The sequence below is a fragment of the Hyphomicrobium sp. CS1GBMeth3 genome (assembly GCF_900117455.1).
Lineage (GTDB): Bacteria > Pseudomonadota > Alphaproteobacteria > Rhizobiales > Hyphomicrobiaceae > Hyphomicrobium_C.
The window spans coordinates 464,239-491,182 of sequence record NZ_FPHO01000003.1; the positions used below are offsets into that span (position 1 = coordinate 464,239).

At 64.3% G+C, this 26,944-nt stretch carries 24 protein-coding genes; 5 read left to right on the plus strand and 19 right to left on the minus strand.

Annotation, left to right across the window (positions count from 1 at the left end):
- Nucleotides 1-165: 165 nt before the first annotated feature.
- The 6 genes from CS1GBM3_RS09470 to CS1GBM3_RS09495 all read right to left on the minus strand — a co-directional run bounded on the left by CS1GBM3_RS09470 (nt 166) and on the right by CS1GBM3_RS09495 (nt 5,893).
- Nucleotides 166-741, minus strand: a complete 576-nt coding sequence (locus tag CS1GBM3_RS09470) for an HD domain-containing protein (protein ID WP_072394870.1) — start codon at nt 739-741, stop codon at nt 166-168.
- Between the two features lie 107 nt (nt 742-848).
- A complete protein-coding gene (locus CS1GBM3_RS09475) occupies nt 849-1,466 on the minus strand; it encodes a DNA-3-methyladenine glycosylase I (RefSeq protein WP_072394871.1) in 618 nt (205 codons plus the stop codon).
- A complete protein-coding gene (locus tag CS1GBM3_RS09480; RefSeq protein ID WP_072397383.1) occupies nt 1,453-2,346 on the minus strand; it encodes a CAF17-like 4Fe-4S cluster assembly/insertion protein YgfZ in 894 nt (297 codons plus the stop codon). The genes CS1GBM3_RS09475 and CS1GBM3_RS09480 overlap by 14 nt, the downstream gene beginning before the upstream one ends.
- A gap of 180 nt (nt 2,347-2,526) precedes the next feature.
- Nucleotides 2,527-4,059: an amidohydrolase family protein gene (locus tag CS1GBM3_RS09485; RefSeq protein WP_072394873.1), complete on the minus strand. Its 1,533-nt coding sequence runs from the start codon at nt 4,057-4,059 to the stop codon at nt 2,527-2,529.
- Between the two features lie 240 nt (nt 4,060-4,299).
- A complete protein-coding gene (locus CS1GBM3_RS09490; protein WP_072394875.1) occupies nt 4,300-5,154 on the minus strand; it encodes a L,D-transpeptidase in 855 nt (284 codons plus the stop codon).
- A gap of 169 nt (nt 5,155-5,323) precedes the next feature.
- A complete protein-coding gene (locus CS1GBM3_RS09495; protein WP_171946470.1) occupies nt 5,324-5,893 on the minus strand; it encodes a hypothetical protein in 570 nt (189 codons plus the stop codon).
- A gap of 231 nt (nt 5,894-6,124) precedes the next feature.
- On the opposite strand from CS1GBM3_RS09495, the gene CS1GBM3_RS09500 reads away from it, so the two are divergent.
- Nucleotides 6,125-6,787 carry a LysE family translocator gene (locus CS1GBM3_RS09500; RefSeq protein ID WP_072394879.1) on the plus strand — a complete coding sequence of 221 codons (663 nt, stop codon included), beginning with the start codon at nt 6,125-6,127 and terminating at the stop codon, nt 6,785-6,787.
- A 71-nt stretch (nt 6,788-6,858) separates the two neighbouring features.
- On the opposite strand, the gene CS1GBM3_RS09505 is transcribed toward CS1GBM3_RS09500, so the two are convergent.
- Together CS1GBM3_RS09505 and CS1GBM3_RS09510 are read right to left on the minus strand one after the other, a co-directional pair.
- On the minus strand, nt 6,859-7,107 hold the full coding sequence (locus tag CS1GBM3_RS09505; protein ID WP_072394881.1) for a hypothetical protein: 249 nt from the start codon (nt 7,105-7,107) through the stop codon (nt 6,859-6,861).
- A 188-nt stretch (nt 7,108-7,295) separates the two neighbouring features.
- Nucleotides 7,296-7,721 (minus strand): TIGR02301 family protein, encoded by a 426-nt coding sequence (locus CS1GBM3_RS09510; RefSeq protein ID WP_244534610.1) that lies wholly within the window; start codon nt 7,719-7,721, stop codon nt 7,296-7,298.
- Between the two features lie 283 nt (nt 7,722-8,004).
- Between CS1GBM3_RS09510 and CS1GBM3_RS09515 the strand changes: the two genes are divergently transcribed.
- Nucleotides 8,005-9,714: an ATP-dependent Clp protease ATP-binding subunit gene (locus CS1GBM3_RS09515; RefSeq protein ID WP_072394883.1), complete on the plus strand. Its 1,710-nt coding sequence runs from the start codon at nt 8,005-8,007 to the stop codon at nt 9,712-9,714.
- Nucleotides 9,715-9,741: 27 nt separating this feature from the next.
- Here CS1GBM3_RS09515 and CS1GBM3_RS09520 read toward each other — a convergent pair whose 3' ends face one another.
- On the minus strand, nt 9,742-10,197 hold the full coding sequence (locus CS1GBM3_RS09520; RefSeq protein ID WP_072394885.1) for a YaiI/YqxD family protein: 456 nt from the start codon (nt 10,195-10,197) through the stop codon (nt 9,742-9,744).
- Between the two features lie 59 nt (nt 10,198-10,256).
- Between CS1GBM3_RS09520 and CS1GBM3_RS09525 the strand changes: the two genes are divergently transcribed.
- Nucleotides 10,257-10,892, plus strand: coding sequence for a TetR/AcrR family transcriptional regulator (locus CS1GBM3_RS09525; protein ID WP_072394887.1), 636 nt, complete (start codon nt 10,257-10,259; stop codon nt 10,890-10,892).
- A 9-nt stretch (nt 10,893-10,901) separates the two neighbouring features.
- Here the strand turns inward: CS1GBM3_RS09525 and aspS are convergent, their stop codons facing one another.
- Both aspS and CS1GBM3_RS09535 read right to left on the minus strand, forming a co-directional pair.
- A complete protein-coding gene (aspS, locus tag CS1GBM3_RS09530; protein WP_072397386.1) occupies nt 10,902-12,866 on the minus strand; it encodes an aspartate--tRNA ligase in 1,965 nt (654 codons plus the stop codon).
- A gap of 209 nt (nt 12,867-13,075) precedes the next feature.
- The gene (locus CS1GBM3_RS09535; protein WP_171946471.1) at nt 13,076-13,519 is read right to left on the minus strand and encodes a hypothetical protein; all 444 of its coding nucleotides are present in this window, start codon (nt 13,517-13,519) and stop codon (nt 13,076-13,078) included.
- Nucleotides 13,520-14,065: 546 nt separating this feature from the next.
- Here CS1GBM3_RS09535 and rnd point away from each other — a divergent pair.
- Entirely contained in the window at nt 14,066-15,223 is a 1,158-nt protein-coding gene (rnd, locus tag CS1GBM3_RS09540; RefSeq protein WP_072394891.1) for a ribonuclease D, read from the plus strand.
- An 18-nt stretch (nt 15,224-15,241) separates the two neighbouring features.
- Here the strand turns inward: rnd and CS1GBM3_RS09545 are convergent, their stop codons facing one another.
- The 7 genes from CS1GBM3_RS09545 to CS1GBM3_RS09575 all read right to left on the minus strand — a co-directional run bounded on the left by CS1GBM3_RS09545 (nt 15,242) and on the right by CS1GBM3_RS09575 (nt 24,030).
- Complete coding sequence (locus CS1GBM3_RS09545) at nt 15,242-16,144, minus strand: DnaJ C-terminal domain-containing protein (RefSeq protein ID WP_072394893.1); 903 nt, start codon at nt 16,142-16,144, stop codon at nt 15,242-15,244.
- A gap of 169 nt (nt 16,145-16,313) precedes the next feature.
- Nucleotides 16,314-17,849, minus strand: a complete 1,536-nt coding sequence (locus tag CS1GBM3_RS09550; RefSeq protein ID WP_348533604.1) for a Ppx/GppA family phosphatase — start codon at nt 17,847-17,849, stop codon at nt 16,314-16,316.
- A 259-nt stretch (nt 17,850-18,108) separates the two neighbouring features.
- Complete coding sequence (locus CS1GBM3_RS09555) at nt 18,109-20,295, minus strand: RNA degradosome polyphosphate kinase (RefSeq protein ID WP_072394895.1); 2,187 nt, start codon at nt 20,293-20,295, stop codon at nt 18,109-18,111.
- A 70-nt stretch (nt 20,296-20,365) separates the two neighbouring features.
- Nucleotides 20,366-21,097, minus strand: coding sequence for a P-loop NTPase family protein (locus CS1GBM3_RS09560; RefSeq protein ID WP_072394897.1), 732 nt, complete (start codon nt 21,095-21,097; stop codon nt 20,366-20,368).
- A complete protein-coding gene (locus tag CS1GBM3_RS09565; protein WP_072394899.1) occupies nt 21,094-22,188 on the minus strand; it encodes an AI-2E family transporter in 1,095 nt (364 codons plus the stop codon). Before CS1GBM3_RS09565 ends, CS1GBM3_RS09560 begins: the two co-directional genes overlap by 4 nt.
- A 59-nt stretch (nt 22,189-22,247) precedes the next feature.
- The gene (locus tag CS1GBM3_RS09570; protein WP_083567822.1) at nt 22,248-22,778 is read right to left on the minus strand and encodes a CDP-alcohol phosphatidyltransferase family protein; all 531 of its coding nucleotides are present in this window, start codon (nt 22,776-22,778) and stop codon (nt 22,248-22,250) included.
- A gap of 139 nt (nt 22,779-22,917) precedes the next feature.
- Entirely contained in the window at nt 22,918-24,030 is a 1,113-nt protein-coding gene (locus CS1GBM3_RS09575) for a DUF2066 domain-containing protein (protein ID WP_072394903.1), read from the minus strand.
- Nucleotides 24,031-24,206: 176 nt separating this feature from the next.
- Here CS1GBM3_RS09575 and purM point away from each other — a divergent pair, with 176 nt between their 5' ends.
- Nucleotides 24,207-25,337 (plus strand): phosphoribosylformylglycinamidine cyclo-ligase, encoded by a 1,131-nt coding sequence (gene purM / locus CS1GBM3_RS09580; protein ID WP_072394905.1) that lies wholly within the window; start codon nt 24,207-24,209, stop codon nt 25,335-25,337.
- Here the strand turns inward: purM and CS1GBM3_RS09585 are convergent, their stop codons facing one another.
- Nucleotides 25,338-26,903, minus strand: a complete 1,566-nt coding sequence (locus CS1GBM3_RS09585; RefSeq protein WP_072394907.1) for an OpgD/OpgG family glucan biosynthesis protein — start codon at nt 26,901-26,903, stop codon at nt 25,338-25,340.
- Nucleotides 26,904-26,944 lie beyond the last annotated feature (41 nt).

Genomic DNA, 26,944 nt, shown 5'->3' on the forward strand with positions numbered 1-26,944 from the left:
TGATCCTGTCGCCTGAAATTCATATCTGCGATCATGGCACAAGCTCCTGATGAGTTTTGCCGGCTAAACGCGGATCGTGGCGATTTTCGGAACTCCAAGCGTAAGATATTATTGGTGAAACAGGGAATAAAAACGAAACCGGAGAAAGCACTCCGCTGGCGCAACTTAGCGCCTGTGCGCGAGTGCCACGAAACGCTCCAAAAACAGCCGTTGCGCATCTGACGCAGGCAGCGCCTGAAGCCGCTCGAGCCGCTGCGTAAGTTCGGCATTCACGTTTTCGGGATGCCCAAAAAAAATGTGGGCTTCGTCCGTTGAGAACCCTGCGAGCCGGGTCGCCTCGTAAAACGCAGCAACCCGATCCGCACGCTTGATCTCCGCTTCGACAGCGTCCGAAATTGGCACAGGGATCCCAAACCGCACATGAATGGCCTCGAGCAACTTGAGCTCGAAGGCCTTGTAATCGAGTCCGATCGCCGTCTTGAACGGGCTGATCAAGTCGCCGATGACGTACTCGGGCGCGTCGTGCAACAGCGCCGCGAGCCGCCACGCGTCAGGCCACGCGGGATTGAGCGCACCCGCGATCTCCTCGACGATCAGCACGTGCTGCGCAACCGAGAATGCGTGTGCGCCGACCGTCTGCCCGTTCCACCGCGCGACGCGCGCAAGACCGTGCGCAATGTCTGCAATATCGATATCGGCAGGCGACGGATTGAGCAGGTCGAGCCGCCGCCCCGAAAGCATGCGCTGCCACGCACGCGGAGCGGACAAAGGTTCTGAATGCCGCGGCGCGGATAAATCGTTCGAACCGCGCGAAGCGGGAGATTCGGATCGAGATATAGTCATAGAGATCAAAACGCCGGAAGTTTGAATTCGCTCTGCAGTTTCGCACAGACGCGATGGCGTGGACATCCGACGAGGTGATCATTAACCATGCCGGTCGCCTGCATGAAGGCATAGACCGTGGTCGGCCCGACGAAACGGAAACCCGCCTTCTTGAGCGCCTTCGAAAGCTGGCGCGAAGCGTCCGTCTCGGCCGGCACCTCGCCGAATGCAGCATACGCGTTCGCAGCCCGCCCGCCACCCGCGTGTTGCCACAGGAACGAGGCCAGCGTCTGCGTCTCCCTGAGCTTGAGGTACGCCTTCGCGTTGTCGATCGTCGCCTCGATCTTGAGGCGGTTGCGCACGATGCCTTCGTCGGCCATCAGCCGCGCAACATCGCGTGACGAATAGCGCACAATGCGCGCCGGGTCGAAATCATGAAACGCGCGGCGGAAACCGTCGCGCTTGCGCAGAATGGTGAGCCACGAGAGCCCAGCCTGAAACCCTTCGAGCACGAGCTTCTCGAACAAGCGGCGCTCGTCGGCGTGCGGCACGCCCCATTCTTCGTCGTGATAACGCGCATAGAGCGGGTCTCTGATCCCGAACCACGGACAGCGCTCGAGCGTGACCGTCTCACGCGCTGCCATGCGCCACCTCGATGCGGAATGTCGCAAACGCAGGCAATTCAACGGCAAGAGGCACGCCGCCTGACGTCAGCGCCACGCCGTCACGCTGCGCTTCGCCCGCGCGGTCGATCCGAAGCAGCGCCAGCCCACGCGCGCCGGCAACGGAGCCGAGGCGGCCGATCTCGACTTCGCCCGCCAGCACCGGCGGCGTTTCTGTCGGCAACACGCGATTGCCCACGACCGGCACAACACGCTTGCGCACTGTTGTCCGGTGCTGCATGCGCGAGACCACTTCTTGCCCGACGAAGCAGCCTTTCGTGAACGACACGCCATGGAGCTGGTCGAGCAGCGCCTCGTGTGGAAACGTATCGCCGAATGCGAAATCGCGCCCGCCCTCGGGAACGCCGAGCGCGATGCGATGAGCGTGGTACGCCTGTGCCGACACACGCTCTCCACCGAGTCCTGCCAGCACAGGATCGGCATCCTTCGCGGCCACGAGCACCCGCACGCCGAGCGCCGGAAGGCGCGGATCGGGAAACACATGCGCTCGGGCGAGAGCCTCGACCTCGCCGCCCCACGCCGCCGCGACCACGAAATCCTCGGATACGTCCCGGATCTGCACATCGGCGCGCAACTTGTAGATCGAGAGCCGCTTGACGAGGTCTCCCGCCCGCGCACGCGCCGTGTCCAGCAGAAATCCGGCGTCGGTTTTCACGACCAGGAAATCGAACAGAACCTTGCCCTGCGGTGACAGCAATGCCGCGTAAACGGCCGGCACCTCGGCAAGCTCGGCGATCTCGTTGGTCACGAGGCCAGCGAGCAGCTTCTCGGCATCGGGCCCCGTGACCGAGACCACGCCGCGATCATCGAGCACGGCAACTTGTTTCGGCGCCGCAGACATACCCATGCCCTCTTGAAACGATGCGTTGCACCAGCCGCGCCGCTCCCGATGAAAGGGCCCAGGCGCGACCATCCACGCAAGCTTCAACGATCACAAGGCCGGAACTGGATCAAGGGCCATGATCGCGGTGCGCAGCCCGCGCAATAGCGCACCGCTTCCGATATCTCGGAGGCCCGCAAGTTAGCGGCTGCGCCGCCCGCCGGCTGCACGCTTCTTCGCCGGCTCCTTCTCCCCGCCACGCGCGGCCGCAGCGATCGGTGTCACCGCGCTTGCGCTCGCCACCTGCTGCACCTTCGCCGGGGCGGGTTTCTGGCATGCCCACTCCGCGACCGCGTCGATGTCGTAGAAGCGAGTTGTCTCCATCAGCATCCGGCACTCGGTCCAGATGTCACCGTCGACCATCGGCATGAAGAGGTCGTGCACGTTGTCGACGCCGAGGTAGGTTCGCACGCCAGCTTCCCGCAGCTTGACGAACGGCGCGATCGAGTTGTGCAGTGGCGCCGTCATCGGCAGCTGCTTCATGCTGAGCGCCGCCGAAGGGCAGATGATGATGCCCATGTCGGCTTCCTTGACCTTCTCGATGATGCGGTCCTGCTCGCGATCTTCCTTGGCCGAGAGCGAGATTGCGTGCACGCCGAACACGCGCCCCTGCATGCCGTGCTCGATGGTCTTCTCGGCGAGCAGCTCCGTCTCGTTCTCGAGCGGATTGTTCTCCTGGTCGATATGCACGTCGACGGGCTTACCGAGCTTCTTGGCAAGCGACAGGATGACATCGAGATGCTTCTCCGGCGTCGGCCGGTCGCGCGATGGAAGGCCGCCGCAATAGTCGGCAAGCTCGCACGCCTCGGCATACTGCGCGAAGGAAGCCGGGTCCAGCACGCCCTGCAGCGGCTGCACACCGATCTCGAATTGGATGCGGTCCGCGTAGCGCTTCTTGACCTCGAGCGCCGCCTTCACCGGCAAGAGCCCAACCGTGCTGTCCGCGTCCACCATGGTCCGGCAGTAGGTCGCGCCCTGCTGGATCATCGTCTCGAGGCCACGGCTGATGCGTTCGACGAGATCGTCGTGCGTGTAGTTCTCCTTGAGGTAGCGATAAAGCTCCCACTTTTTCTGCATGTCGACCTGGCTGAGCCGCAGGTTCTCGTGCGTGATCAGGTAGGCCTTGTCGAAGTGCGCATGATGGTTTGCGAGGCCGCCGAGCTTCTCCGCCGCCGCAAGAAAGCGCAGGCGCAGGTTCCAGGGCTCGCTGTCGTCGGCGAGGCGATAGCGGTAGGTGCCGCGCTCCGCGTCGATGATGATCTGCTCGAGCGTCGCGATGCCGACGTCGGCGTCGGTGATCAGCGGAATGCCGTTCTCGATCGAGAGCTTGCGGATGAGCTTGGCGTCCGAGCTTTCGTCGTAGTCCTCGTCACCCGTGAGCACGTTGATGACGAGATCGAAGCGGTTGGCTTTGAGGAAGGACAGAATGTTCGGCGAGCGCCCGTCGGTGATTTTGTGGATCTCGGTGCTCTCGATGCCGTGTTCTTTGAAGAAGCGGTAGGTGCCTGGCGTCGCGTAGAGCTCGACGTCGAGAGTGAGAATGCGCCGAATGGCCGGCAGCATCCGCTTTTTATCTTCGGGCCGCCCGGCGCTGATCAAGAGGTTCTTGCGGCGTTGGCGTCCGAGGAGCTTCAGGTTGAAAGCCAGAAGCTCGAGTGAGATGGAATTGCTCATTGGGTCCTGACCTCGCTAATTCGGATAAGCGCTTTTTGTGCGCGTCTTACCCCGCGGGACATCGGTCCCCGCGCGGTGGTCAGAATCGCACCTTATTGTAGTTGTCCCCTTCGCACCACCGGAATGCGGCGCCCGTCCACGGACCGGTGCAAAACACTGGGACGGCTATATAGGCGGGAGCGAGGAGCAGAGAAACGGCTGGCATGCGTCGCAATCGTCGCACGCCGAGCCGCGAAGGGCTCAAATGCCCTGGTCTGCCGGCTGCTGATCCGCGGCCGGGGCACCTGTCGCCGGAGCCTCGGGCTGAGCCTCCTGCGCAGGCGGCTGCTCCCCGGCCTCAGCCGGAGCGTCCTGGGCAGCAGCGGGAGCCGCTTGAGCAGGCGGCGCCTGCTTGACCTCCTGGTAACCGCCTCCAGGAGGCATCACCGTGCCGGACTTCGGCAGCCGCTTCATGACGTACACCATCGTCGACGAGCCGACGTGCTGCGCCAGATGGACAACGTGCCCGTTGTGCATGCGGAAGCATCCCGAGGAGGACGCCGAGCCGATCGACTTGGCGTCGTTCGTGCCGTGGATGCGATAGAGCGTGTTGCCGAGATAGATCGCCTTGGCGCCGAGCGGGTTCCGGACGCCCCCGGTCATGCGCACAGGCAATGTCGGCTGGCGCTGGCGCATCTCGGCCGGCGGAAACCAGTCAGGCCACTCTTCGATACGCGACACGCGCTCGACGCCCGTCCAGGCAAAGCCCTGCTTGCCGACCGCGATCGGATAGACGTACGCGCTGCTCTGCGAGAGCGTGTAGTAGAGCTTCCGCCCCGCGGTATCGATGATGATAGACCCCGGCTTGAAGCCGTTCTTGAAGGCGGCTGTCTGCGGCGCCTTGGCGCCGATGCTTGGCCGCGAGCCGCCCGAGGCGAGGCCCACGGCGGGCTTTGTGGCAACGGCAGGAGGCGCACCAAGGTAGGACGGCCGGGCGGATCGCTCCGGCGCCTCGCCCCACATGCCAAACTGATTGATCTGCGCTGAGGCGGACGATGCGCCGCCGAGAGCAAAGGCGGCCCCCAGGACAAGGGCGCGAGAGTAGAAACGCAACATAACTCAACCTCTGAGAACGCAACCTCAACGCGGCCGACTGGCCGGCATCGCAAACGCGGCGCACTATAGCCAACCTTCCGATCCGGTCTACCCTTTGGCCGGAACGTATTGATAACGAACCGCATACACCGCCCGCAAAATCAGCGGCATAGTGGCCTCGTCGCCCGCATTAATCATACTTCCGAAACGTGTGCCAAGTTCCATCGGCACCGATCGCAAGTCGCCAGCCCGTCCACTTTTTCTGAGCCCGAGCGGCCTTCCCCTCCTCTGCCGACATCACGCGATAGAGGTCCACCACCTCGGCCGCTCGGAGCTTGTCGAGAGGCAGCTCGGCGACGTAAGGCCACACGTAGACGAGCGCATTCTCGGGGTCCTTCCCGATAGCGAGCCGCGCCGGCGGCAACGCCAATAAATTGGCGATGGTCGCGAGCACCTCGCGTCCTTCTCCGTCCGCAGACACGCGCTTCCAGTAAGCAATCGGATCGTCGTTCCCCTCACCGAAGTCGGGCTGGATCTCGTTCCACTCGATCGCATCCCGCAGCTCACCCACGTCGCCGGCATGAACAGCGGCCAGGATCATTTCGCGCATGTCGACAACGCTTTGCGGAAGCGCACCGTGAAAGGCCCGCTCCTTGCGCTGGTCGCCGACTACTGAGGTAGTTTCCTTTTCCCCCGCATGCGCGGCGCTCGTCGGGCCATGGCCATGGACAAGGTAAATGGCCGTCGCTACCAATAGCAAAACGAATAAGGCTCCGGCCGGCGCGAGCCGTGGGTGTCGCATGGCGGAGATATGCTTCGGAACCGTGAACTCGGGAAAGCGGGTGCATCGGCCCCTGCCGGCATCGCCTTGAAGCACCCTTTGCTCGTAGCCCATGAGGTTCGCTGGTCCTTCCTTTGTCCCGGTCATCCCGGGTCCCATTCGAGGTGCAATGCCGGAACGCGATAGAGCGCGGCTGCTGCGGTGGCGCGCATGCAGTTAGTCCCGAACCTGCTCATCATCCCCGTAGGAATGCTGATAGGGGTTCTTGTCGCGGCCCCCGTAGGCCCCGTCAACGTTCTCTGCATCCAGCGCGCCATTGAGCGGGGATTTTGGGGTGGGCTCGCAGCCGGCATCGGCGCCACGCTCGGCGATGGCTTGATCGCGCTCTTCGCCGCGCTCGGCGTCGGCGCCATCTCGGGCGCCATCGAGTATCATCGCAACACAATTCAGGTCGTCGGCGGCATCGCGCTCATGGCCTTCGGCGTCATCCTCTACAAGGCACCCCCGAAGCTCGCTGCCGTGCAGACCGAGACCTTCCACGCCGGATCGTCCCTGCGCGACTACGCCTGGGACATTCCGAAGACCTTTTTCCTTACGATCACCAACCCCGGTGCCGTTCTCGGCCTGTTCGCTATCTTCGGTGGCGTCAGCTCGTTCGTCGAGGTCGACAGCAAAATCGACGCTTTGACCATGGTGGCCTCGATCATGGCCGGCAGCCTGCTCTGGTGGCTGAGCCTATCGCACCTGATCGGCCGCTTGCGCCATCGCTTCAGCCCGGACCACCTCGCCTACACGAACTGCATCGCGGGCGCCCTGCTCATCGGCTTCGGCGCCCTGCTTGTCGGCGAAATGGTCTGGCAGGCCCTGAACTGAATCTGAATTGAAATCGGCCGAAGCTTCCTCTTTGGGAAGCCCCGGCCGTGTCTGCGCGCGATGCAAAACGTCTATTGGATGCTGCGATCCAGGGTGAATTCACCCATCTCGATCCGCCGCTCGAGCCCCCCGGCGAGCTTCTTGACCGCATCCTCGCCATAGAGCGAGACGAGGTCGGTTAATGCCGTGAACAAAGCCGCATAAGCCATCTGCTCGGGCGCTACGCCGCTTTCGGTTCCTTCGTCCCACGCTGCAAGTATCAGGCTCAACGCCCGAAAGCTGAGATCGTCGGACGTTGTTAGATCGAAGCCAGAGTCCATCTTAGTGCCTTCCCCCAAGATACCAACGCGAGATCGGCGGCGAACCCCCGCGCCCCAGCTCTCAAACTGCGAGGCTATACCTATCACGCGAGTCTTGCACGGCCAGATCCTCCAGCAATTCACAGTAAACCGCGGGTACAAATCGGACCGCACCGGACAGGCGCAACGCGCGCGACACGAACACACGATTACGGCGAGCGATTGGTCAAGCCGTCTCCGATCTGGATGCCTTCGGCGAGAAAGCGCTCGATGGAGGATTGTGCCGTGGGCGTGCACGTGACGTAGGTACGCCGATAGCTGCGGTAGCCCTGGTTGAAGCTGCGCGTCAGCCTGGCGCGGCGGATCGCCGTGCTACCCTCGCTATCGAGCAGCTCCTTCATCTTCTCGCGCCAGAGTTGTCCGTCGTTTGCACTGCATAGCTCGCGCAGGTAGTGAACTGCGCCGAGTATCTCCGCGAGCCGCATGAGTTTGTCGTCATAGGGTTTGGCGTCGCCGGGCGCGGCTGAGGCCCCGCTGTCGATGCTCAGGAGGCAAGCCACAGCGATAAGCGCGACCGCCGCATGCGCGGCGCGCGATCTCCTCAAACGGGGCTGCTGGTCTTTCGGCTCGGTCACGGGCGTCTCTTTACACTTGCAAATTGGCCGCCGATTCCGCCGACGTCATGACGGGGCCGGCGGGCTGCCATAAAAAATCGAATCTCCTCGGTCTGAGATTTATCAAATTCACGCACCCGTGGCTCCGCCTCTCGCGTGCAACGCGAGAAGGCGGTATGGTTTAGCGACGCGAGGGAGGTGGTCACGAGCGGCCGGCCTGAAGAGCGGAACCCGCACGACCATATCCTGACAGGGGTGAAGGTGTACACGAGGCGCAAGAAGCGTCGCGTGAGGGGTGCTGAGAATGGCGTACCGTGGCGACGATCTGAACCTGAAAACGCCAGGCAAAACGCCAGCAGCCACCGCACCGCCGCAAGCGGCAGATCCATTTCCGCCATCGCGGCCCCGATCGACTGAGGGTTCGGCTCGAGCCGCCCCGATCTGGGTCGACCAGACCCTGCTCGATTGCTGCAATCACGCCTACGACGTCGCTTCTGCCCACCGGGCCACCGAAGTGCGGCTCGAACACCTGATCTACGCCCTGACGCGCAACGAAGCGGCCACCGAGGTTTTACAGGCGCACGGACTAACCGTCGCGAGCATGCGCCGCGAGGCTGCAACCGTTGTCGCCACCGAAATCCCGGCCGCGCCCAGCAACATGAGAACCCAGCCGCGACGGACCGAGATCGTCGAGGAGGCATTGCGCCTCGCAGCCGCTCATGCAGCGCGCCGGCAGGCACCCGCCGGCATAGCAGACCTCGTGCATGTGCTGCTCGATAGCGGTCGCGAGTTCCCGACGCTGATCCATCTCGCACCGGCCCTGCCCCGCCAGCAGGAAGCGGCATCGCCCGTCGGCGCCTTTGATGACCTGTTCCGGACCGGCCCGCCCGCGCCTTACACCGCCCTGCTGCCGTCCAGTCCGGCGGCAGCACCCCAGCACACGCGGATCGATGCGCTCGAACGCTCGCTCCACGCCCTCACCCTCGAACTCGCAAACGAACGGCAGATCTTATCGGGAGTGCTGCAAGACCTGCAGCGAGAGCTCATGGCACAGCGCGAAGACACCTCACGCCTCGGCGGGATACCGCAGGACAAGATCCAGGCCGTGTTCGGCGACCGGCTGCATCGCCTGGAGCAGGCGTTCCATTCCGGCCGCGGCGGCGAGGCCGGCGCACTGGAGGAGCGCCTCGGATTGCTAGAGCGCGCTCTGCAGGGCGAAATCTCCGTGACGCGCGCCGCCGTCGAAGCGCTGGCTGACAAACCCGGGATCGATCTTGGCCCGCTTCTGCAACGGCTGGACACCATCGAAGCCGCAGCGGGCAGCGAGCGGGACCGCGCCGCAACTGCCGAGCGTGCCTTCACCGAAGGCATCCAGACGCTGGCGGCCACCGTCGAGCGCCAGCCGCAGGAACTCTCCGCGCTCGTAACGCAGCCGCTCGTCGAGCACTTGAATGCCTTCGCCGTAACCCGCGACACGCACCACGCCGCAGCAACCGATGGGGTGTCCGAAACCCACCGCCGGCTAGAAGCGCTGGAGCAGGCGCTCAGCGCCCACATGGCCCGTGCCGAGGCCGCGGCCGAAGCCGCCGCCCGCGAGCGCAGCGAGCTGCGTGCTCTGCTCGAGCGCCTGACGGAACACAATCAGGCCGGCTTCTCGACCCTGACAGAGAACATCACGCAGGACCTCACCGAGGTGCACGACGGTCTCTCCCGCGTGCACTCCGAGCATCAGGCGCTTGCGAGCACCCTCGACACCGAGATCCAGGGCGCCGGAAATGCGTTCGCAACGCTCGCATCCCGCATTGACGCCCTCGAGAAGGCGGCCGCCAAGCCGATCGAGCTGCTCGAAGGATTGTCGGCGACGATGGACAAGATGCACAAGGTCACCGTCGAGCGGTACTACCGGCGCAATCGGCTCTGGTACTGGCTGTTTGGCACCGACGATTGGCTAGCCGCGAGCTGGCCGTCCCAGTCGGCCCGTATCGCCGAGGAGCTGCGCACCATCAAGTCGTAACCTCGCGCGCACCCCGCCCGGCCACTGTCACGCCTGCCCGCGCTTCACGCGCTGTACGGCAAGCTCGAGGGCTTCGAGGAAGCGCGAGCGATCCTGTCGCGTGAAGGACGCGTTGAAGCCGCGGCTCTCGCCGGTCTCACGCAAGTGTTGCGAGAGGTCGCGCATGGCGAGCGCCATGCCGATGCTGGCATCCGTGAACGGCTTGCCCGTCGGGCCGATCGCTTGCGCCCCCGCTTTGAGACAGCGCGCGGCCAGCGGAATGTCCGCCGTCACCGCGATGTCGCCCTTCCCGATCCGCTCCGCGATCCAGTTGTCCGCCGCATCCGGGCCATCCGCCACGACCACACGCTGCACGTTGGCGCCCTCGGGAAGGCGCATCCACGCATTCGAGACGTAGACAATCGGAAAGTCATGGCGGTCCGCCACCCGCAACGCCTCGTCCTTGACCGGGCAGGCATCGGCATCAACGTAAATGACCGTCACCCTTTTCCTCCTACTGCCTGCCTGCTGCCCACTGTCCGCAAATAAGCTACAACCGCCCCATGACATGGGACAAAGACCGCGGCCCCGGCGCACGCCGCGGCTATCATCACGGCAACCTTCGCGAGGCCTTGATCGAGGCCGCGCTCAATCTCATTCGCGAGAAGGGCCCCGCCGGTTTCACCTTTGCCGAAGCGGCCCGCGCCGCTGGCGTCTCGCCTGCAGCCCCCTACCGCCATTTCCGCGACCGCGACGCGCTTCTGGCCGACGTTGCCCGCCGCGGCTTCGAGGCCTTCACGCAGGCTTTGACACACGCCTGGAACGAAGGTCGGCCGAACCCGCATGAAGCCTTCAATCGCCTCGGAGCAGCCTATCTCGCGTTCGCCAGCGACGAGCCGGCTTACTTCTCGGCCATGTTTGAATCCGGCCTCCCGCTCTCGGACTACCCAGAAGTTCGCGCCGAAGGAGACCGCGCTTTCGCCGTGCTGCGCACCGCGTGCGAAGCGATCATCGGCACGCTGCCGAAGGATCGTCGTCCGCCGCCCTTGATGATGGCCCTGCATATCTGGTCGCTGTCGCATGGCATCGCGGCGCTCTTCGCCCGTGGCGACCGCGCCCGCCGCCCGATCCCCATGCGCCCCGAGGAGCTGCTCGAAGCCGCCGTGCTGATCTACCTCGATGGCCTCGGCGGCCGCTGAGCGCCGAACCTACTTCTTCTCCGGCGCAACGACCCGGATCGAAAGCTCGCGCAATTGCTTCGGCGTCACCTCGCTCGGCGCTCCCATCAGGAGGTCGGCGGCCTGCTGGTTCATCGGGAACAGCGCCACGTCACGCACCGTCTTGGTACCCGTGAGCAGCATCACCATGCGCTCGATGCCGGCCGCCATGCCGCCGTGCGGCGGTGCGCCGTACTGGAACGCGCGATAGAGGCCACCGAAGCGCGCCTCGACCTCCTCACGCCCCAGCCCCGTGATCTCGAACGCCTTGACCATCGTCTCCGGGCTGTGGTTACGCACCGAGCCCGACGCGATCTCGTAGCCGTTGCAGACGACATCATACTGGTTGGCCTTGAGCCCCAGCAGCGCGTCGCGCCCTTCCTTCTCGGCCGCCTCCAGCGCCTCGCGGCCGCCCTTCGGCATCGAGAACGGGTTGTGCGAAAAGTCGATCTTCTTCTCGTCCTCGCTCCACTCGTAGAACGGGAAATCGACGATCCACGCAAACGCGAACCGCCCCTCGTCGATGAGCTTCAGCTCGCGGCCGATCTCGTCACGTGCGAGCCCGGCGAACTTGTAGAAGCGCGCCGGATCGCCGGCCGCAAAGAACAATGCGTCTCCATTCCCCAAGTCGAACTGTTCGCGCAAATCTAGCGACCTAACCGCACCGAGGGCCTTCGCAATAGGGCCAGCGGCCTCCAAGAAGAGTTTTGGATAACGCTCCACTTTGCTCACATGCTGCGTCAGCTCAGCTTCCGCCTTTGCGAGAGAAGCGTGCAAGTCCGCAGCACGGTCTGTCTGCCCACGAGCTTCGTAGTTCCCGATTAGTTCCTGAATCGCCTTTCGACGCTCATCAAGATCGAATTTTTCAGGATCACGCCAGAAGATGTAGCCGAGCCCCGGCTGGCCTTCCTTTTGCGCCCAGGCGTTCATACGGTCACAGAACGCGCGCGATCCGCCGCCCGGTGCGGGGATCGCCCACACACGCACCTTCGGATCCTTCTCAATCATACCCGCGAAGACCTTGAAGCCCGAGCCGCGGAAATGCTCGGTGACGTCGGCCATCTCGATCGGGTTGCGCAGGTCCGGCTTGTCGGAGCCGTACTTCGCAATCGCCGTGTCGTAGGGGATGCGCGCCCAGCCGCGATCGACGCGCTTGCCGTCGCTGAACTCCTCGTAAAGGCCGGTGAGGATCGGCTCCATCGTCTGGAAGATGTCTTCCTGCTCGACGAAGCTCATCTCGAGATCGAGCTGGTAGAACTCGCCCGGCAGACGGTCCGCGCGCGGATCCTCGTCGCGGAAGCACGGCGCGATCTGGAAGTAGCGGTCGAATCCCGACACCATCAAAAGTTGCTTGTACTGCTGCGGAGCCTGCGGCAGCGCATAGAAGCGGCCCGCATGGATGCGCGACGGCACCAGGAAGTCGCGCGCGCCCTCCGGTGAGGAGGCGGTAAGGATCGGCGTCGGGAACTCGTTGAAGCCAGCCTCATGCATGCGCGTGCGGATCGACCGCGTGATAGCGAGCCGCTTCATGATGATGCCGTGCAGCGTTTCGCGCCGGAGATCCAGGAAGCGATAGGTGAGCCTCAGGTCCTCCGGGTAGTCCGGCTCGCCGAACACCGGCACCGGCAGCTCCTTGGCTTCCGACAGCACCTCGATCTCGGACGCGTAGAGCTCGACCTCGCCCGTCGGCAGCTCTTCATTCGTCGTGCCCTCGGGCCGCTGGCGCACGCGGCCGTCGACGCGGATCACCCACTCGGAGCGCACGGCCTCCGCCGTCTTGAAGGCGGCGCTGTCCGGATCGGCGACCACCTGCGTCACCCCATAGTGGTCGCGCAGGTCGATGAACAGCACGCCGCCGTGGTCGCGCACGCGGTGCACCCAGCCGGACAGCCGTGAGACGGAGCCGATATCGGACGCGCGCAGTGCTCCGCACGTATGCGACCGATAGCGGTGCAGCCCCTCGCCGCCCGCGCCCGCCTGCTTGCCCTTCACAACCGATAGATTACCCGCTGCCATCTGCCGTCGGATCCGCCTGAAAAACCCCGTCGAAGTGGCGGAAAAGCGCACGCCGCCCCCCCAAAGTCAAGGCTTTGGAGCGCGGCAGCCCGCCACCCTTGTGAACACTGTTTGGAAGGCGGATCGGGACGCAGCAAACCCGGCCTGGTCTAGCTGGTCACCAGAACGACGAACCACAGGACGAGCGATGCGGCGAACAAACCGACGCTGAGCTTCAGCTTCCAGGAGATGTGGCGGAAATCGCGCTCGAGCGCGCCAAGCTCGGTCAAACGCCGGCTCACCGCCTCGAAATTTTGAAAAGCGTGATAATCGCCTTTTGCATTTCCATGAATTGCATCAAATCGAGATTTTAAATAATCGAAACGGCGCCCTAAATCATCGAGCTTGTTTCCGCGCGACTTGTGCTCACGGTCAAGAAATTCGGTGAAGCGATAATTTCGCGACGCCTCGTCTCGCAATTCGGAGACATCGCCTTTGATGAGTTGAAGCTCACGCGCCAGCGCCTTCATCTCGATAGCCATCTGATCGAGCTTGATTGACGTCTCTGCAACGAACGTGTCGCGTGCAATGAGCTGCACGGCCGGACCGTTCACCGGCCGGTCGAGCGCTTTGCTTTCAAAAGGATAACGCTGGATCGCAGAAGACCGACCCTTGGTCGGAACGCGCCTGCCGAGCTCTTGCACACCAAACTCCCACGCCACGCGACGAACGCCTCAGCACGGACCGGGATCATCGCACGAAGTGCGTGCAGCACCGATCTTGCGCAGCAGGAAAAAGCCGCACAAAAGCAAACGCAGACAAATGAACCCGGGAATGGAGGGTCGAAAACAGTCACAACGACGACTGCTTCGTATGCACACGAAGTGCGCCCGAAATTCAACCCCGCATCCGCCAAAATTTATACATCAGAGGTGGTATCATGGCTAGGCTTGGAGCCGCCTGAATTTACGGTTTTGCCGAATTTTTGTTTGCAACTCGCCCGGCAAGGCAAGCGGCGCTTCAAAGCTAAGGTGGACTACGTAGCGCTCGGCGCGTGCCCGCAAGGAGCTGCTTGCCCCGCCGCACCTGCCGGGAAAAATGCTCGGCCCCGCGAACGAACTAGCGACAGCCGCCCCTCACCTGTCTATAACCGTCGCGCAATGCGCGTTATCACCTCGACCTCAGCCCTTACAGAAACCTGCTCCAGGCTTGCCACCGGCGACTATGTCGCCGTCGACACCGAATTCATGCGCGAGCAGACCTTCTGGCCGGACCTCTGCCTCATCCAGCTCGCGGGACCTCAGGACGAGGTCATCGTCGACCCGCTGGCCCCGGGCATCGACCTCAAACCGTTCTACGACCTGATGGCGGCCCCGCGCGTCGTCAAAGTGTTCCACGCCGCCCGCCAGGACATCGAAATCGTCTACTCTGAAGCTGGCCTGATCCCGACCCCCGTCTTCGACACACAGATCGCCGCCATGGTCTGCGGCTTCGGCGAGAGCGTCAGCTACGTAAACTTGGTCAAGAAGGTCACCGGCCGCGACCTCGACAAAAGCTCCCGCTTCACCGACTGGAGCCGCCGGCCCTTGTCCGACAAGCAGCTCCACTACGCCATCGGCGACGTCACGCACCTGCGCGACATCTATAAGCACCTGCAGTCGGAGCTTGAGGTTACCAGCCGCGCCTCCTGGCTGGACGAGGAGATGGCCGAGCTAACGGCCCCCTCCACCTATGAGAGCCATCCGGAGAACGCCTGGCGGCGTCTCAAGATGCGCGTCAAGAACCGCAAGGCGCTGGCGGTCCTGATCGAGCTGGCGGCCTGGCGCGAGCGCCTCGCCCAGGCTCAGGACGTGCCGCGCGGACGCATCCTGCGCGACGAGGCGCTTTACGATATTGCCAACCAGCAGCCGACGAGCGCGGAGAAGCTGTCCGAGCTGCGGACGCTGAGCGACGGCTTCGCGCGCTCCCAGCGCGCCAAGGACATCATAGAGGCCGTGCAGCGCGGCCTCGAGCGCGATCCCAAGACCCTGCCGCCCCTGCAGCACAGCCAGCCGATGTCGGCCGAAGCGACGGCGACGATCGAGCTCTTGAAAGTATTGCTCAAGGCCTCAGCGGCCCGCCACCGCGTGGCCCCTCGCCTGATCGCGGACTCGGACGACCTCGAGCGCATCGCCAGCGAGCAGGACCCGGACGTGCCGGCTCTTAAAGGCTGGCGCCGTCAGCTGTTTGGCGAGGATGCGCTGCGCTTGAAGCGCGGCGAGCTGGCGCTGACACTCTCCAAAGGCGAGGTTCTAACCATTCGGCCTGAAGAACGCTGAGCGGCACTAAACAACGCCCTACTTTCTCGGGTCATACCGATGCTTCTGCCGCCACTCTGAGAGGAAGTAGGACAGGCCGTCGTCGATCACCTCCGGTAGCACGATCTTGACCGTTACCAGCTGATCGCCCGTGGCCCCTGTCGTCGCGTTGCGCACGCCCTTACCCTTGAGCCGCAGCACCTGCCCGGAGCTGGTCCCTTTGGGGATCGTGAGCTGCACACGCCCGCCAACCGTCGGCACCTCGACTTTGCTGCCGAGCACCGCCTCGTCGATCGTGATCGGCAGCTCGACCAGGATGTCGTCGCCCTCGCGGCGGAATTCGCGATTCGGCCGCACATGGATCTCAACCAGCGCATCGCCTGTTTCACCACCCGAGACGCCGGGCTCGCCGCGCCCGCGAAGGCGCAGCACCTGCCCGTCGGTGACGCCGGCAGGCACGACGAGGTCGAGCACGCCGTTGTCCGGCAGCGTCACGCGCTTCTTCGCGCCCTGCACTGCCTCGAGGAAATCGACGTCAAGCGTATAGCGCACGTCGCGGCCGCGCATCGCGAACCCGGGGCGCCCTCCACCGCCGCGCCCCGCGCTTGAGAAGATGTCCGAGAACATCTCGCCGAAGTCTTCGAAGATCGGCCCGCCGCGTCCTCGACCGCCAGCGGCGCCTGCCCCCGCACCATAGGTCTGCCAGGTCGGACGGCGCGCCTCTCCGGAGGCGTCGATCTCGCCGGCATCGAACTGCCGCCGCCGATCGGCATCCCCGAGGATGTCGTGGGCGCCCGTGACTTTCTTGAAGCGCTCCTCCGCCTCCTTCGACGGATTGACGTCCGGGTGCAGCTCTTTGACGAGCTTGAGGTAGGCCTTCCTGATTTGATCGTCCGTCGCCGAGCGCGGAACGCCCAGGATTTCGTAGGGATCGTCAGCCATGATCGTATGGCATCCTAACAGAGGTCAGCATGGTCAAATGCAGGCGCATGGCGGGCATGGAAGGCGGCAACGGGGACATCCATCAGCCGAAGAACCGGCAGGCTCGATAGATACGGGATATCGTAAGACCGAGATCAGATCAAAAGGGGCTTGAGGGTCCCCACCGCCATCACGTCGCGAGCCGGATATCCGGCTCCCGGGCCAGCAGCGCCGCAAGCACCGCGAATCGGCGCCTGAGACGCTCCCCGTCGAGAGCCGTGTAGGCCTTGGGAACCACGAGAACGAGCTTCTGTCCCTCGTAGAAGAGCCGCGTCTCGTCGATGACGCCGGGCATGCCGATCGAGAGCATATGAGCGGCGCGGATCGCCGCACCGATGATGCGGGCCCGCTTTTGCGCCCTCTTGCTGACCACGAGCCTGAGCCGGGCCGAGAAATCGTCGGCCTTCCCTTCGTCGGCGCCGACGTGACGATAGTAGACGGCCAGCGCTAGGAAGATGCGCCCCGGATGATCGATCCCCGAGAGCCCCGCATGCGCGATGACGTTGAGGCTCTGCTCCCCGCGATAATCCGGATGCGCCCGCCAGCCGACGTCCGACAGGAGGCAGGCGGCATGCCGGAGCCGCCGGTCCTCCTCGGTCTCCTTAGGCCCATCGCCTGTGAACAGCGCATCAGTCCAAGTGCAGAGTTCCCTTGCGTGCTGAATGGAGCGCGACCGATAGCGCGCATAGTCCTCGCAGAACGAGATCAGTGGGTCCTTCGCCTGCTCATGGCGCGGCATGAGACTGAATAGGAGCCCCTCGCGGATGCCGTAGACCGAGAACACGACTTCCGAGGGCGCCAGTGACTCGAGCACGCGCTCGAGCACGAGCGCGCCGAACGGCACCACGTCGCGCCGCGCGCGGGCCACCTCGTCCATACCGGGCAGCGTCGAGACTTTCTTGGTACGCCTTACAAACTGGCAGAACTCGATCGCTTCGCGCGTCGGGATTGAATAGCCATGCATGACGCGGAGCGGATAGTTGGTCTGCTCCATATGCAGCTTGGCCAGCGCGCGCCACGTGCCGCCAACGGCATAGAACGGCCGCCCGCGCCCTTTGCTGAGCCAATCGACCTGCGCCACCACCTCATCGACGAGCGGCAGCGCGCGCTCGATCTTGTTTCCGGTCTGATCGATGAGGCGCAGCCCGCCGAGCGGCAGCGTCGTCGCGTCGTTGAGGCGATCCTTATAGATATCGATGATCTCGAGGCTGCCGCCGCCGAGATCGCCTGCGAGACCATCCGCGTTGAGAAACCCCATGCGAATGCCGTAGGCGGCAAGCTCCGCCTCCTTGGCGCCCGAGAGCACTTCGACGGGACTCCCGAGAATCGCTTCAGCGTCCTGGATGAAGCTCGACCCATCCTCGGCTTCGCGCACGGCCGCTGTGGCGAGCACGCGCAGGTTCTTCACCTTGAGGATGCGCGCGATGGCCCGGAAGCGGCGCAACGCTTCGAGCGCGCGGATCACGCTCTCCTCGCCGAGCCGCCCGGTCGAGGCGACGGACTTGCCGAGCCCGGCCAGCACCTTCTCGTTGAAGATCGGCATCGCGGCTCGCACCGCGCCCTCATACACGACGAGACGCACCGAGTTCGACCCGATGTCGATCACGCCGAGCGGCTCGAGATCCGTTGTTTTCCCGCGCCCGCTGAACACCTGCGTCAAGCTCACCGTGACCTGCCTCGAAGGAATCCGTGTGCCATTGCGATGAAGAGTGCGGTTGCCATGCGAAGACCGGAACCGACAGTCCCGACCATGCACATCGGTGCGCGTGCACGCCTGCTTGATAAGGACAGAACCGACCGCGGTCTACCCTCGAGCTTCAGAAATCCGCCGAGAGTTGCGACAGGGCGTCGCCCATGGCCAATCGCACCGCACAGTAGAAAATTCGTAAACAGTGCACCCGGCCGGGATGAGGAGAGGGCCCGCCTCAATCCTTCTGCACGAACTTGAACCGTGGCGGAAAATCCTCCTTCAGGGCTCGGCCGCGCCCCGACAGCGACGGATTCGTCATGAAGTACTTGTGGGCGTTGAACGGCTCCTCTCCGGCCTCCGGCGCAATTCGCGTCGACGAGCCGTCCGCGTTGATCTCCCAGCTCTGCTGGTTGTCCTTGAGGTTCGCGACCATGATCTGGTCGAGCACCTGCTCGTGCACGGTCGCGTTCTTGATCGGCACCATCGCTTCCACGCGCCGGTCGAGATTGCGCGGCATCATATCGGCCGAGCTGATGTAGACCGCCGCCCTGGGTGACGGCAGTCCTTCACCCTGCCCGAAGCAATAGATGCGCGCGTGCTCGAGAAAGCGCCCGACGATGCTCTTGACGCGGATATTCTCCGAGAGACCCGGGATCCCCGGCCTCAAGCAGCATACGCCGCGCACGACGAGATCGACTTCAACCCCCGCCTGGCTCGCCTCGTAGAGCGTATCGATGATCTGCCCATCGACGAGCGAGTTCATTTTCATCCAGATCGCGCCCGGCCGCCCGGCCTTGACGTGCTCGATCTCGCGCTGGATGTGATCGAGGATGCGGTGGCGAATGCCGTGCGGGCTCGCCGCCATGTTGTCGAGTGCGGCGGGCTCTCCGTATCCCGTGACGAAGTTGAGCACCCGCGTCACGTCCCGCGCGATGACCGGGTCGGTCGTGAACAACGAAAGATCCGTGTAGATGCGCGCCGTTTGCGCGTGATAGTTGCCCGTGCCGATGTGGCAGTACGTGACAAGCTCCGAGCCCTCGCGCCGCACGATCTGCCCGAGCTTCGCGTGCGTCTTGAGCTCGATGAAGCCGTAGACAACGTGCACGCCTGCTTTTTCGAGATCGCGCGCCCAGCGGATGTTCGCCGCCTCGTCGAAGCGCGCTTTGAGCTCGACGACCGCCGTCACCGACTTGCCGGCCTCGACCGCCTCTTTCAACGCCTGCACGATCGGGCTGTCGCGCCCCGTACGATAAAGCGTCCACTTGATGGCCATGACGTTGGGATCCGCCACCGCCTGGCGCAGGAACTGCACCACCACGTCGAAGCTCTCGTAAGGATGGTGGACGAGGATATCCTTCTTGCTGATCGCCGCGAAGCAATCGCCATTGAACTCGCGGATGCGCTCCGGGAAGCGTGGATTGTAAACCTTGAAAACGAGGTCCGGCCGGTCAGCGACGATCAACTGCGCCGTGTCGGCGAGACCCAGGAGCCCCTCCTTGAGGAACACGGAATCCTCGCCGACCTCGAGCTCTTCGATCACGAACTTCTGCAGCCGATCCGGCATGCGCGCATCGAGCTCGAGCCGGATCACGTGCCCGCGCCGCCGCCGCTTGAGCAGCGTCTCGAACGAGCGGACCAAATCCTCGGCTTCCTCCTGCAGCTCCACGTCGCTGTCGCGCAGCACGCGGAACGCGCCTTGGCTCTTCACGTCGAAACCGGGGAACAGCTCCGAGATGAACATGCCGATCAGCTCTTCGAGCTGAATGAAGCGAAGCACGCCTTTTTGAGCGCCGTCCTCGGCATGCAGGCGGATGAAGCGCTCGAGCTGGCCCGGGATCGGGATGAGCCCGCTCATCGCCTTGGCGTCGCTCTTGCGCTGCATCCACACGACCATGGTGAGGCCGAGGTTCGGGATAAACGGGAACGGGTGCGCCGGATCGACGGCGATCGGCGTCAGGATCGGAAACACGTAGCTCATGAAGTGTTGCGAGAGCCGCGCTTTCTCCTGCTCCGAAAGCTGTGCCGGTACGACAAGCTCGATGCCAGCAGCCGCCATGTCCTTCTTGATCACGTTCCAGCAGGCCTGCTTGTCGGCAACGAGCTTGGCTGCGAAGCGGTTGATCTCGACAAGCTGCTGCTTGGGTGTCAGCCCATCCTGGCTTGGCGTCGTCACGTCCGCCGCGATCTGCCCATAGATGCCGGCAGCGCGCACCATGTAGAATTCATCGAGGTTCGAGGCCGAGATCGACAGGAACCGCAGCCGCTCGAGAACCGGATGATGGGTGTTCTGCGCCTCTTCGAGCACGCGCCTGTTGAACTGCAGCCAGGAAAGCTCACGGTTGTAGAAGCGCTCCGGGCCAAACGTGGCCGGTGCGGCGGCGGCGCGAGCGTCCGTCTTGAGCTTCCCTTTAGCGGAGACCATGTCGTTTCTTCCTGCACTCGATTGGATGCCGTGATGACCTCAGGCTCAAACGCGACAGCATGATGACAGTCTACCCGGGTCCCCCGTCGTCCACATCCTGATCGTCGTCCGCATCCTTACCGACTTCCGCCAGCGCCGCTGCCGCCACCGCCCGCGTCACCTTACGTTGCATGGCGAGCGAGAGCCTGTCGCACGCCGCGACAACTTCGAGAGCGGCCGCCATCGAGCGATCCATATGCCGCGCGATGTGGCTCACCACGTGTGGCTCGACCACGAGTTGCCGATCGGCGAAAAGCTTAACCAGCACCGAGCGGATAAGATCCTCGTCCGGCGTCTCGATGAATACCGGCGGGATCGCCCTCAACCGCGACCGCAAATCCGGCAGCGTGATCTCGATCTCGCCCGGCGCCACCCGCGACGTGAGCAGGATCGAGCCCGCTTTCTCGCGAGCGAGGTTCAGCAGGTGGAACAGCACCTGCTCACTTCCGACACCGCGCTCGATGTCCTCGACCACGAGCGCGCGCCGCGCCTCGAACGCGCCAACCGCCGTCTCGTCGAGGCGCCCCGCCGTGATGACGTCCGCCCCCGAGCGCAGGCGCCACACGTTGGCGATATGGCTCTTGCCGGCCCCTGCCGGACCGACCACGAGCGCGGTCGGCAGCGGCCAACCCGGCCACGTGTCGACGAGTTCCACCGCCGCCGTGTTCGAGCGGCTGACGAGGAAGTCTTCCGCCTCCTGCGCGGCCCGGTGCGGCAGCTCCAGCACGAGCTGCTCCGGCGGGACATTGGCGCGAAGCGTCATGGCATCGACCCCGGCGCCGGGCTCGATGGAAGAGCCCGCCCACGATAGACGACGCTCTTAAGATAGACGTCGAGTGCAAAACGTATGAGCACGCCGAGCGCAGCGGCGAGCGGTACGGCCACCAGCGTGCCCACGATGCCGAACAGATAGCTGAACACGAACAGCGCAAAGATGAGCCACACAGGATGCAGCCCGATCTTGGAGCCGACGATCGTGGGGCTTAGAAATCCTGCGTCGAGCGCCTGCGCACCAAGGAACACGGCCACGACGAGCAGGATCGGAATTATCTCCGGCCAGAACTGGATGACGGCAACGGCGGTCGCCGTGATGAACCCGAGCGCCCAGCCGACGAACGGCACGAACGCAAGCACGCCCGTCACCACCCCAATGAGGAGCCCGTAGTCGAGCCCGATCAGCGACAGCGCCAGCGCATAATAGGCGCCGAGAATGATGCACACCGTGCCCTGGCCGCGCACGAACGCCGCCACCGCATCGTTCATGTCCGACGCCAGCGTGCGGATGGATGCCGCGTGCTCCCGCGGCAGCCACCGATCGACCTTCTCGAGCATCGGATGCCAATCGATCAGCAGATAGAAAACGACGAGGGGCGTCACGAGCAACAGCGCCAGAAAGTTGACGATGGCGAGGCTGCGGCTCCAGATCGATGTCGCCGCCCAGCCGGCAAGACTGGCCCAATTCTCGGCAAGCGCCGCTGCCGCTTTGTCGAGTTGTCCATCGAGACCGACATAGCCAGGCCCGAACTGCGCTCCGACCCATCCATCGAATGCGGTGCGCAACCGCGTCAGCTCTGCCGGCAACGCCGCTGCCAGCTCCAGCGCCTGTGCGACGATAATCGGCACGATCCAGACCAGTGCGGCGACTCCGACCACCGCCAATGTCACCACGATTAGGAAAGAGGCCACGATGCGATTGAGCCCCAGCGCCACGAGCCTGTCGGCGAGCGGACTCAAAAAATACGCGAGGGCGATGCCGGCGACGAACGGCAGCAGAATATCCTTCAACAGTGCGATCGTCAGGATGAGCAGCACCGCTGCCGTCACCCAGAACAGGACCTGCCGTTCCGCGCGCATTGATGTTCGGTCTCCGATCGGCCTTGAAGCACGGGGCGCGGTTCGCCCTGTCGGGACTTTTACCCAGACATATGGCGAAGCCAAGCGCGCAGATACGCCGCGAGCGAGGCGACCGTAAGCACACCCGCAATCCACACCAGCACCAGCCGCAGCGTTCCGAGGCCGAACCCGAAACCTTCGTCGGCCAACACCGTACCTGCGAGCACGATCTGCGCCACGGTGTTGGCCTTGCTGACGATGAGCGGCGCGATACGAACCGGGTGATCGAGCAGCCAGGAGAGCATGACGCCGAGCACGATAAGGATATCGCGCGAAACGACCGCGATGACGAGCCACGATGGCAGCGCACCCATGACGCCGAGCGCCACGAAGATCGATACGATAAGCAGCTTATCGGCGAGAGGATCGAGGTAGGCGCCGAGTTCGGTCGTGAGCCCGAAGCGCTTTGCGATGAACCCATCCACCGCATCCGAGACGCCCGCGAGCACGAACACGAAGAACGCCAGCTGCGTCTGGCCGGAGACCAGCAGCCAGAACACGACGGGCACTAGGATGACCCGGCCGAGCGTGATGAGGTTCGGGATGTTCAAGTGGCTTGGGCCTGAAACACGAAAGACAACCATTTCTCTAGCTTATCTCGGCCTTTCCTCTGTCGAACAAATCAATTTTCGGCCTGCGGATGCCGTGTATCATTGATTCTGAACAAAATTTGCCGGCAAGCGCGGGCGACTAATAGCCTGCGCGCAGCGTCCAATAGCCCCCGCCGCCCGACAGTACGAGCCCCTGGCGCGACAGCACGGAGGCCAGTTGGTCGGCCCCGCCCGGAAAGCGCACGGATACCTCGGCCGAGGTATCCGACACAGACCCGATGCGCACGTCGTCGATACCAGGCGTGTCGAGGATCACACGGCGCAGATCGTCCCACTCGCCGATACTTCCGTATTCGACAGCCATGCGCACTTCACTGCCACCCGCACCGCCGCCAACCGAATAGGCAAAGCCTCCACCGCCGCGATCCTCGAGCTTGGCGACTTTCCAGCGGCCCTCGAGCACACCCTGTGTGACGACGGCCGCAAACTCCATCGCGTAACCGACATCTCCATTTTCAATTCGATAGCCGCGGCGCCACGCCACGAGCCCCGCCCCGTCGATGCCCGCGATCGAGACATTGAGCACACCGCTCGCCTTGTCGACCTCCGCAATTGCCAGCAACACGAAATCCACCTTGTATTCGCCGGTCAGGATGCGTTCGACGCTGTCGTCGCCATTGAGCGCGGCAACAACCGTATCCTCGTGGATCGTGGGCCGCAGCGCCTCGATGCGCAGCGGCGTCAGCGTATTGTCGAGATCGAGGCCCTTCCAGACCTGAGCCCACGCCCCACTTGCCGGCCGGTAGCTCGTCTTGCCTTCGGCGCTCTCGGCGGTGATCGGCACCACCACCATGCGCGGCGCCTGATCTTCGACGAACGGTACGCCTTGCCGACTCAAGAGATCGCGAACCGCATCGGCCTGGAACGAGAAGTCGAGGCTCGCGATGTATTGCGTGCGCGAGTTGGTCTCGGACCGCACCGCCACACCATCGACGAGGTTGGCGGCCGGAATGGATTTGATGTGGTCGATGCGGTTGTAAGCCGTTACCGGCACAATCCGCTTGAGAAGCGCGCCGAACGCGGCCTGCTGGCCTTCAGCATGGGCCTTTTCCTTGGCCGCAACGGCATCCTTGGCTGTCGCTTCGACCGGATAGTTGGCAACTGTGAACACTTTGCTCGAGGCCGCGGCGACAGGCCCTGACACGCCCATGGACAGCGCGAGCAGGAGGCCCGGCGCTAACGAAACAATCATGGGGCGAAAGGTCACGTCTATCCTCGAATGTCATGCAGGGGCGGCCGCATGGCGCACGGCCTCCGTTGTCCGTTGCCGACCCGGCTGCAAGCTGGTAGGAGGCCCATCTCCCGTGCACATTCGGGCGAAAGTAGGGATCGTAAGACCAATCCCGCGCCCGGCAGCTCCGAGGAACCATGAGCCAACCAACGGACGGTTCAGCCAAGCCCATCACGTATCGTGAGTCTGGCGTAGACATAGACGCCGGAAACGCGCTCGTCGAGGCGATCAAGCACGTGGCCCGCTCGACGAGCCGATCCGGTGCGGACGCCGACCTCGGCGGCTTCGGCGGCCTGTTCGATTTGAAGCGCGCGGGATTTCGCGATCCCGTGCTGGTTGCGGCCAACGACGGCGTCGGCACCAAGCTCAGGATTGCCATCGACACCGGACGCCACGGAACCATCGGCATCGACCTCGTCGCCATGTGCGTTAACGATCTCGTCGTGCAGGGCGCCGAGCCATTGTTTTTTCTAGATTATTTTGCCGTGGGCAAGCTCGACGTTGCAACGGCCACGGCCGTCATCTCAGGCATCGGCGAAGGCTGCCGGCAAGCCGGCTGTGCTTTGATCGGCGGCGAGACGGCGGAGATGCCCGGCCACTATCAGGGCGCCGACTATGATCTCGCGGGCTTCGCAGTGGGTGCCGTCGAGCGCGGTGAGATCCTGCCCCGGCCGGATGTCGCAATTGGTGATCTGATCATCGGGCTGCCATCGTCCGGCATCCATTCGAACGGCTATTCGCTCGTGCGCCGGCTCGCCGCGGAGGAGAAGCTTGGCTGGGATGCCGAGGCCCCGTTCGCGCCGGGCTCGACGCTCGCCGACGCGCTGCTCACGCCAACGCGCATCTATGTAAAGCCGGTCCTGGCCGCTATCGAGGAAACCGGCGGCGCCGCCGACGGCCCGATCAAGGCGCTGTCCCACATCACGGGCGGCGGCCTCTCCGAGAACCTGCCGCGCGTGCTTCCCCCGACCGTCGCCGCGACCGTCGACCTCACGAGCTGGCGAGCGCCGGCCGTCTTCGGATGGCTCGCAAAGGCGGGCCGCCTGCCGGATACCGAGATGCTCAGAACCTTCAACTGCGGCATCGGCATGATCGCAGTCGTCGCGACGGACGGCGCCGATGCCGTGTTGGCGAGCCTGACGGCGGCCGGCGAATGCCCGGTCATCATCGGCGAGATCACGCCACCCGCCGGCGAACGCAGCGCCGCCAAAGGCAAGGGCGATGCATGGGCCGTCACCTACGAAGGCATCCTCAAGTTCAACGGCTGATCAGGCGCACCAGCGGTAAAGCCACGTCTCCGAGACCGGCTCGCCCTGGTCGCGCAACGTGAGGCGGAGCTCGACGACGGGCTCCTGCCCCGGATCGAGTTCGAAGACGACCCGCGTCCCCGGCATATGCGGATTGGGCTGCACGAAGGGACCGCTGAGCGTTCCCGCGCTCGCGGAAAGGTCCGGATCGACCAGCGCCACCGGCGGCGCGTCGCTGAGGATCACGGCGCTGTCCGCGATCCGCTCCCGCGCCCTGTTCTCCGCGAAATCGACGACGAACCTCACCGTGCCCGGCCGCGCGCCCGCGCCGATGCGCGTGTCGCGCACCTGCATACGGCCCAGCGCCGGTGCATCGGCACACCAGGCGAGCTGATACGCAAAATTGTAGCTGCGCCCGGCGCGAAGCGGCGAATCGGGTTTCCAGTACGCGACGATGTTGTCGACGTACTCCGTATCGGTCGGAATCTCGACCAGTTCAACGCTGCCGGCGCCCCAGTCGCCCACGGGCGTCACCCAACCGCTCGGCCTCAGCTCATAGAAGGCTTCGAGATCCTGGTAATCGTCGAAGCGACGTTCCCGTTGAATGAGGCCGAACCCGCGCGGGCCCTTGTCGACGAACGCGCTGACTTGGAAGGTCGACGGACTGAGCAGCGGGCGCCAGAGTCGCTCATCCTGCCCGTTCCAGACGGCAAGACCGTCCGAATCGTGCACGGACGGCCGGAAATCGAGCGGCCCATCGGGATCGTGCGCGGACTTCAGAAACATGCTGGTCAACGGCGCGATGCCGACATTCTGGAGATCCTGCCGCGGAAAGAGAACGGACGATACATCCATCACCGTCGCGCGCCCCGGCCGGATCACGAACGTGAAGGCACCCGCAACAGACGGACTGTCGAGCAGCGCGTGCACCGTGATCGCGTCCGATGTTGCGGGGCGTTCGATCCAGAAGCTGCGAAAGATCGGGAACTCCTCGACCTCGTCTCCGGTCGTGTGCAGAGCCAGCGCCCGCGCCGACAAGCCATAGCGATGCCCCTTGCCGAGCCCGCGGAAGTAACTCGCGCCCTGGAACACCAGAAACTCATCGTAATAGTCGCGCCGGTTGATCGGCGCATGGATGCGAAAGCCCGAGAACCCGACGGGCGTCCCAGGCGGCACGTTTTCGGCGAACGGGCCGAAGTCGAAGAGCGAGGCATCGGACCGAAGACGCCGGCTGCGCCCATCCTCGACCAGGAAGATGGAAACCGGCATCGTATAGAGATAGGCGGACGGGAAGAACTGAACCTCGAAACCGAGGTCCTCCTTGTTCCACACGGCCTTCTCGCCGCGAAACGAGACCTGGCGGTACTGATCGTAGTCGAGGTTCGCGAGTGCCGCCGGAAGACGCTCGGCCGGTGCGGCGAACGGACGTCGGGCAAGGCTGCGCGCGAGCCCGAGCACGTATCGCGCGGTGGCATTCGGCACGCTCGCCGAGCGTGACGCGGACCCTGCCGCCGCGAGCCCGGTCTGCGGCGCGCCTATGACGGCAAGCGCAGAAAGCCCAGAGGCGAGAAAGGTACGGCGCTCCATCACTGCTCCCAACGTTAGCGATTTTTAACGCTCACGAGGCG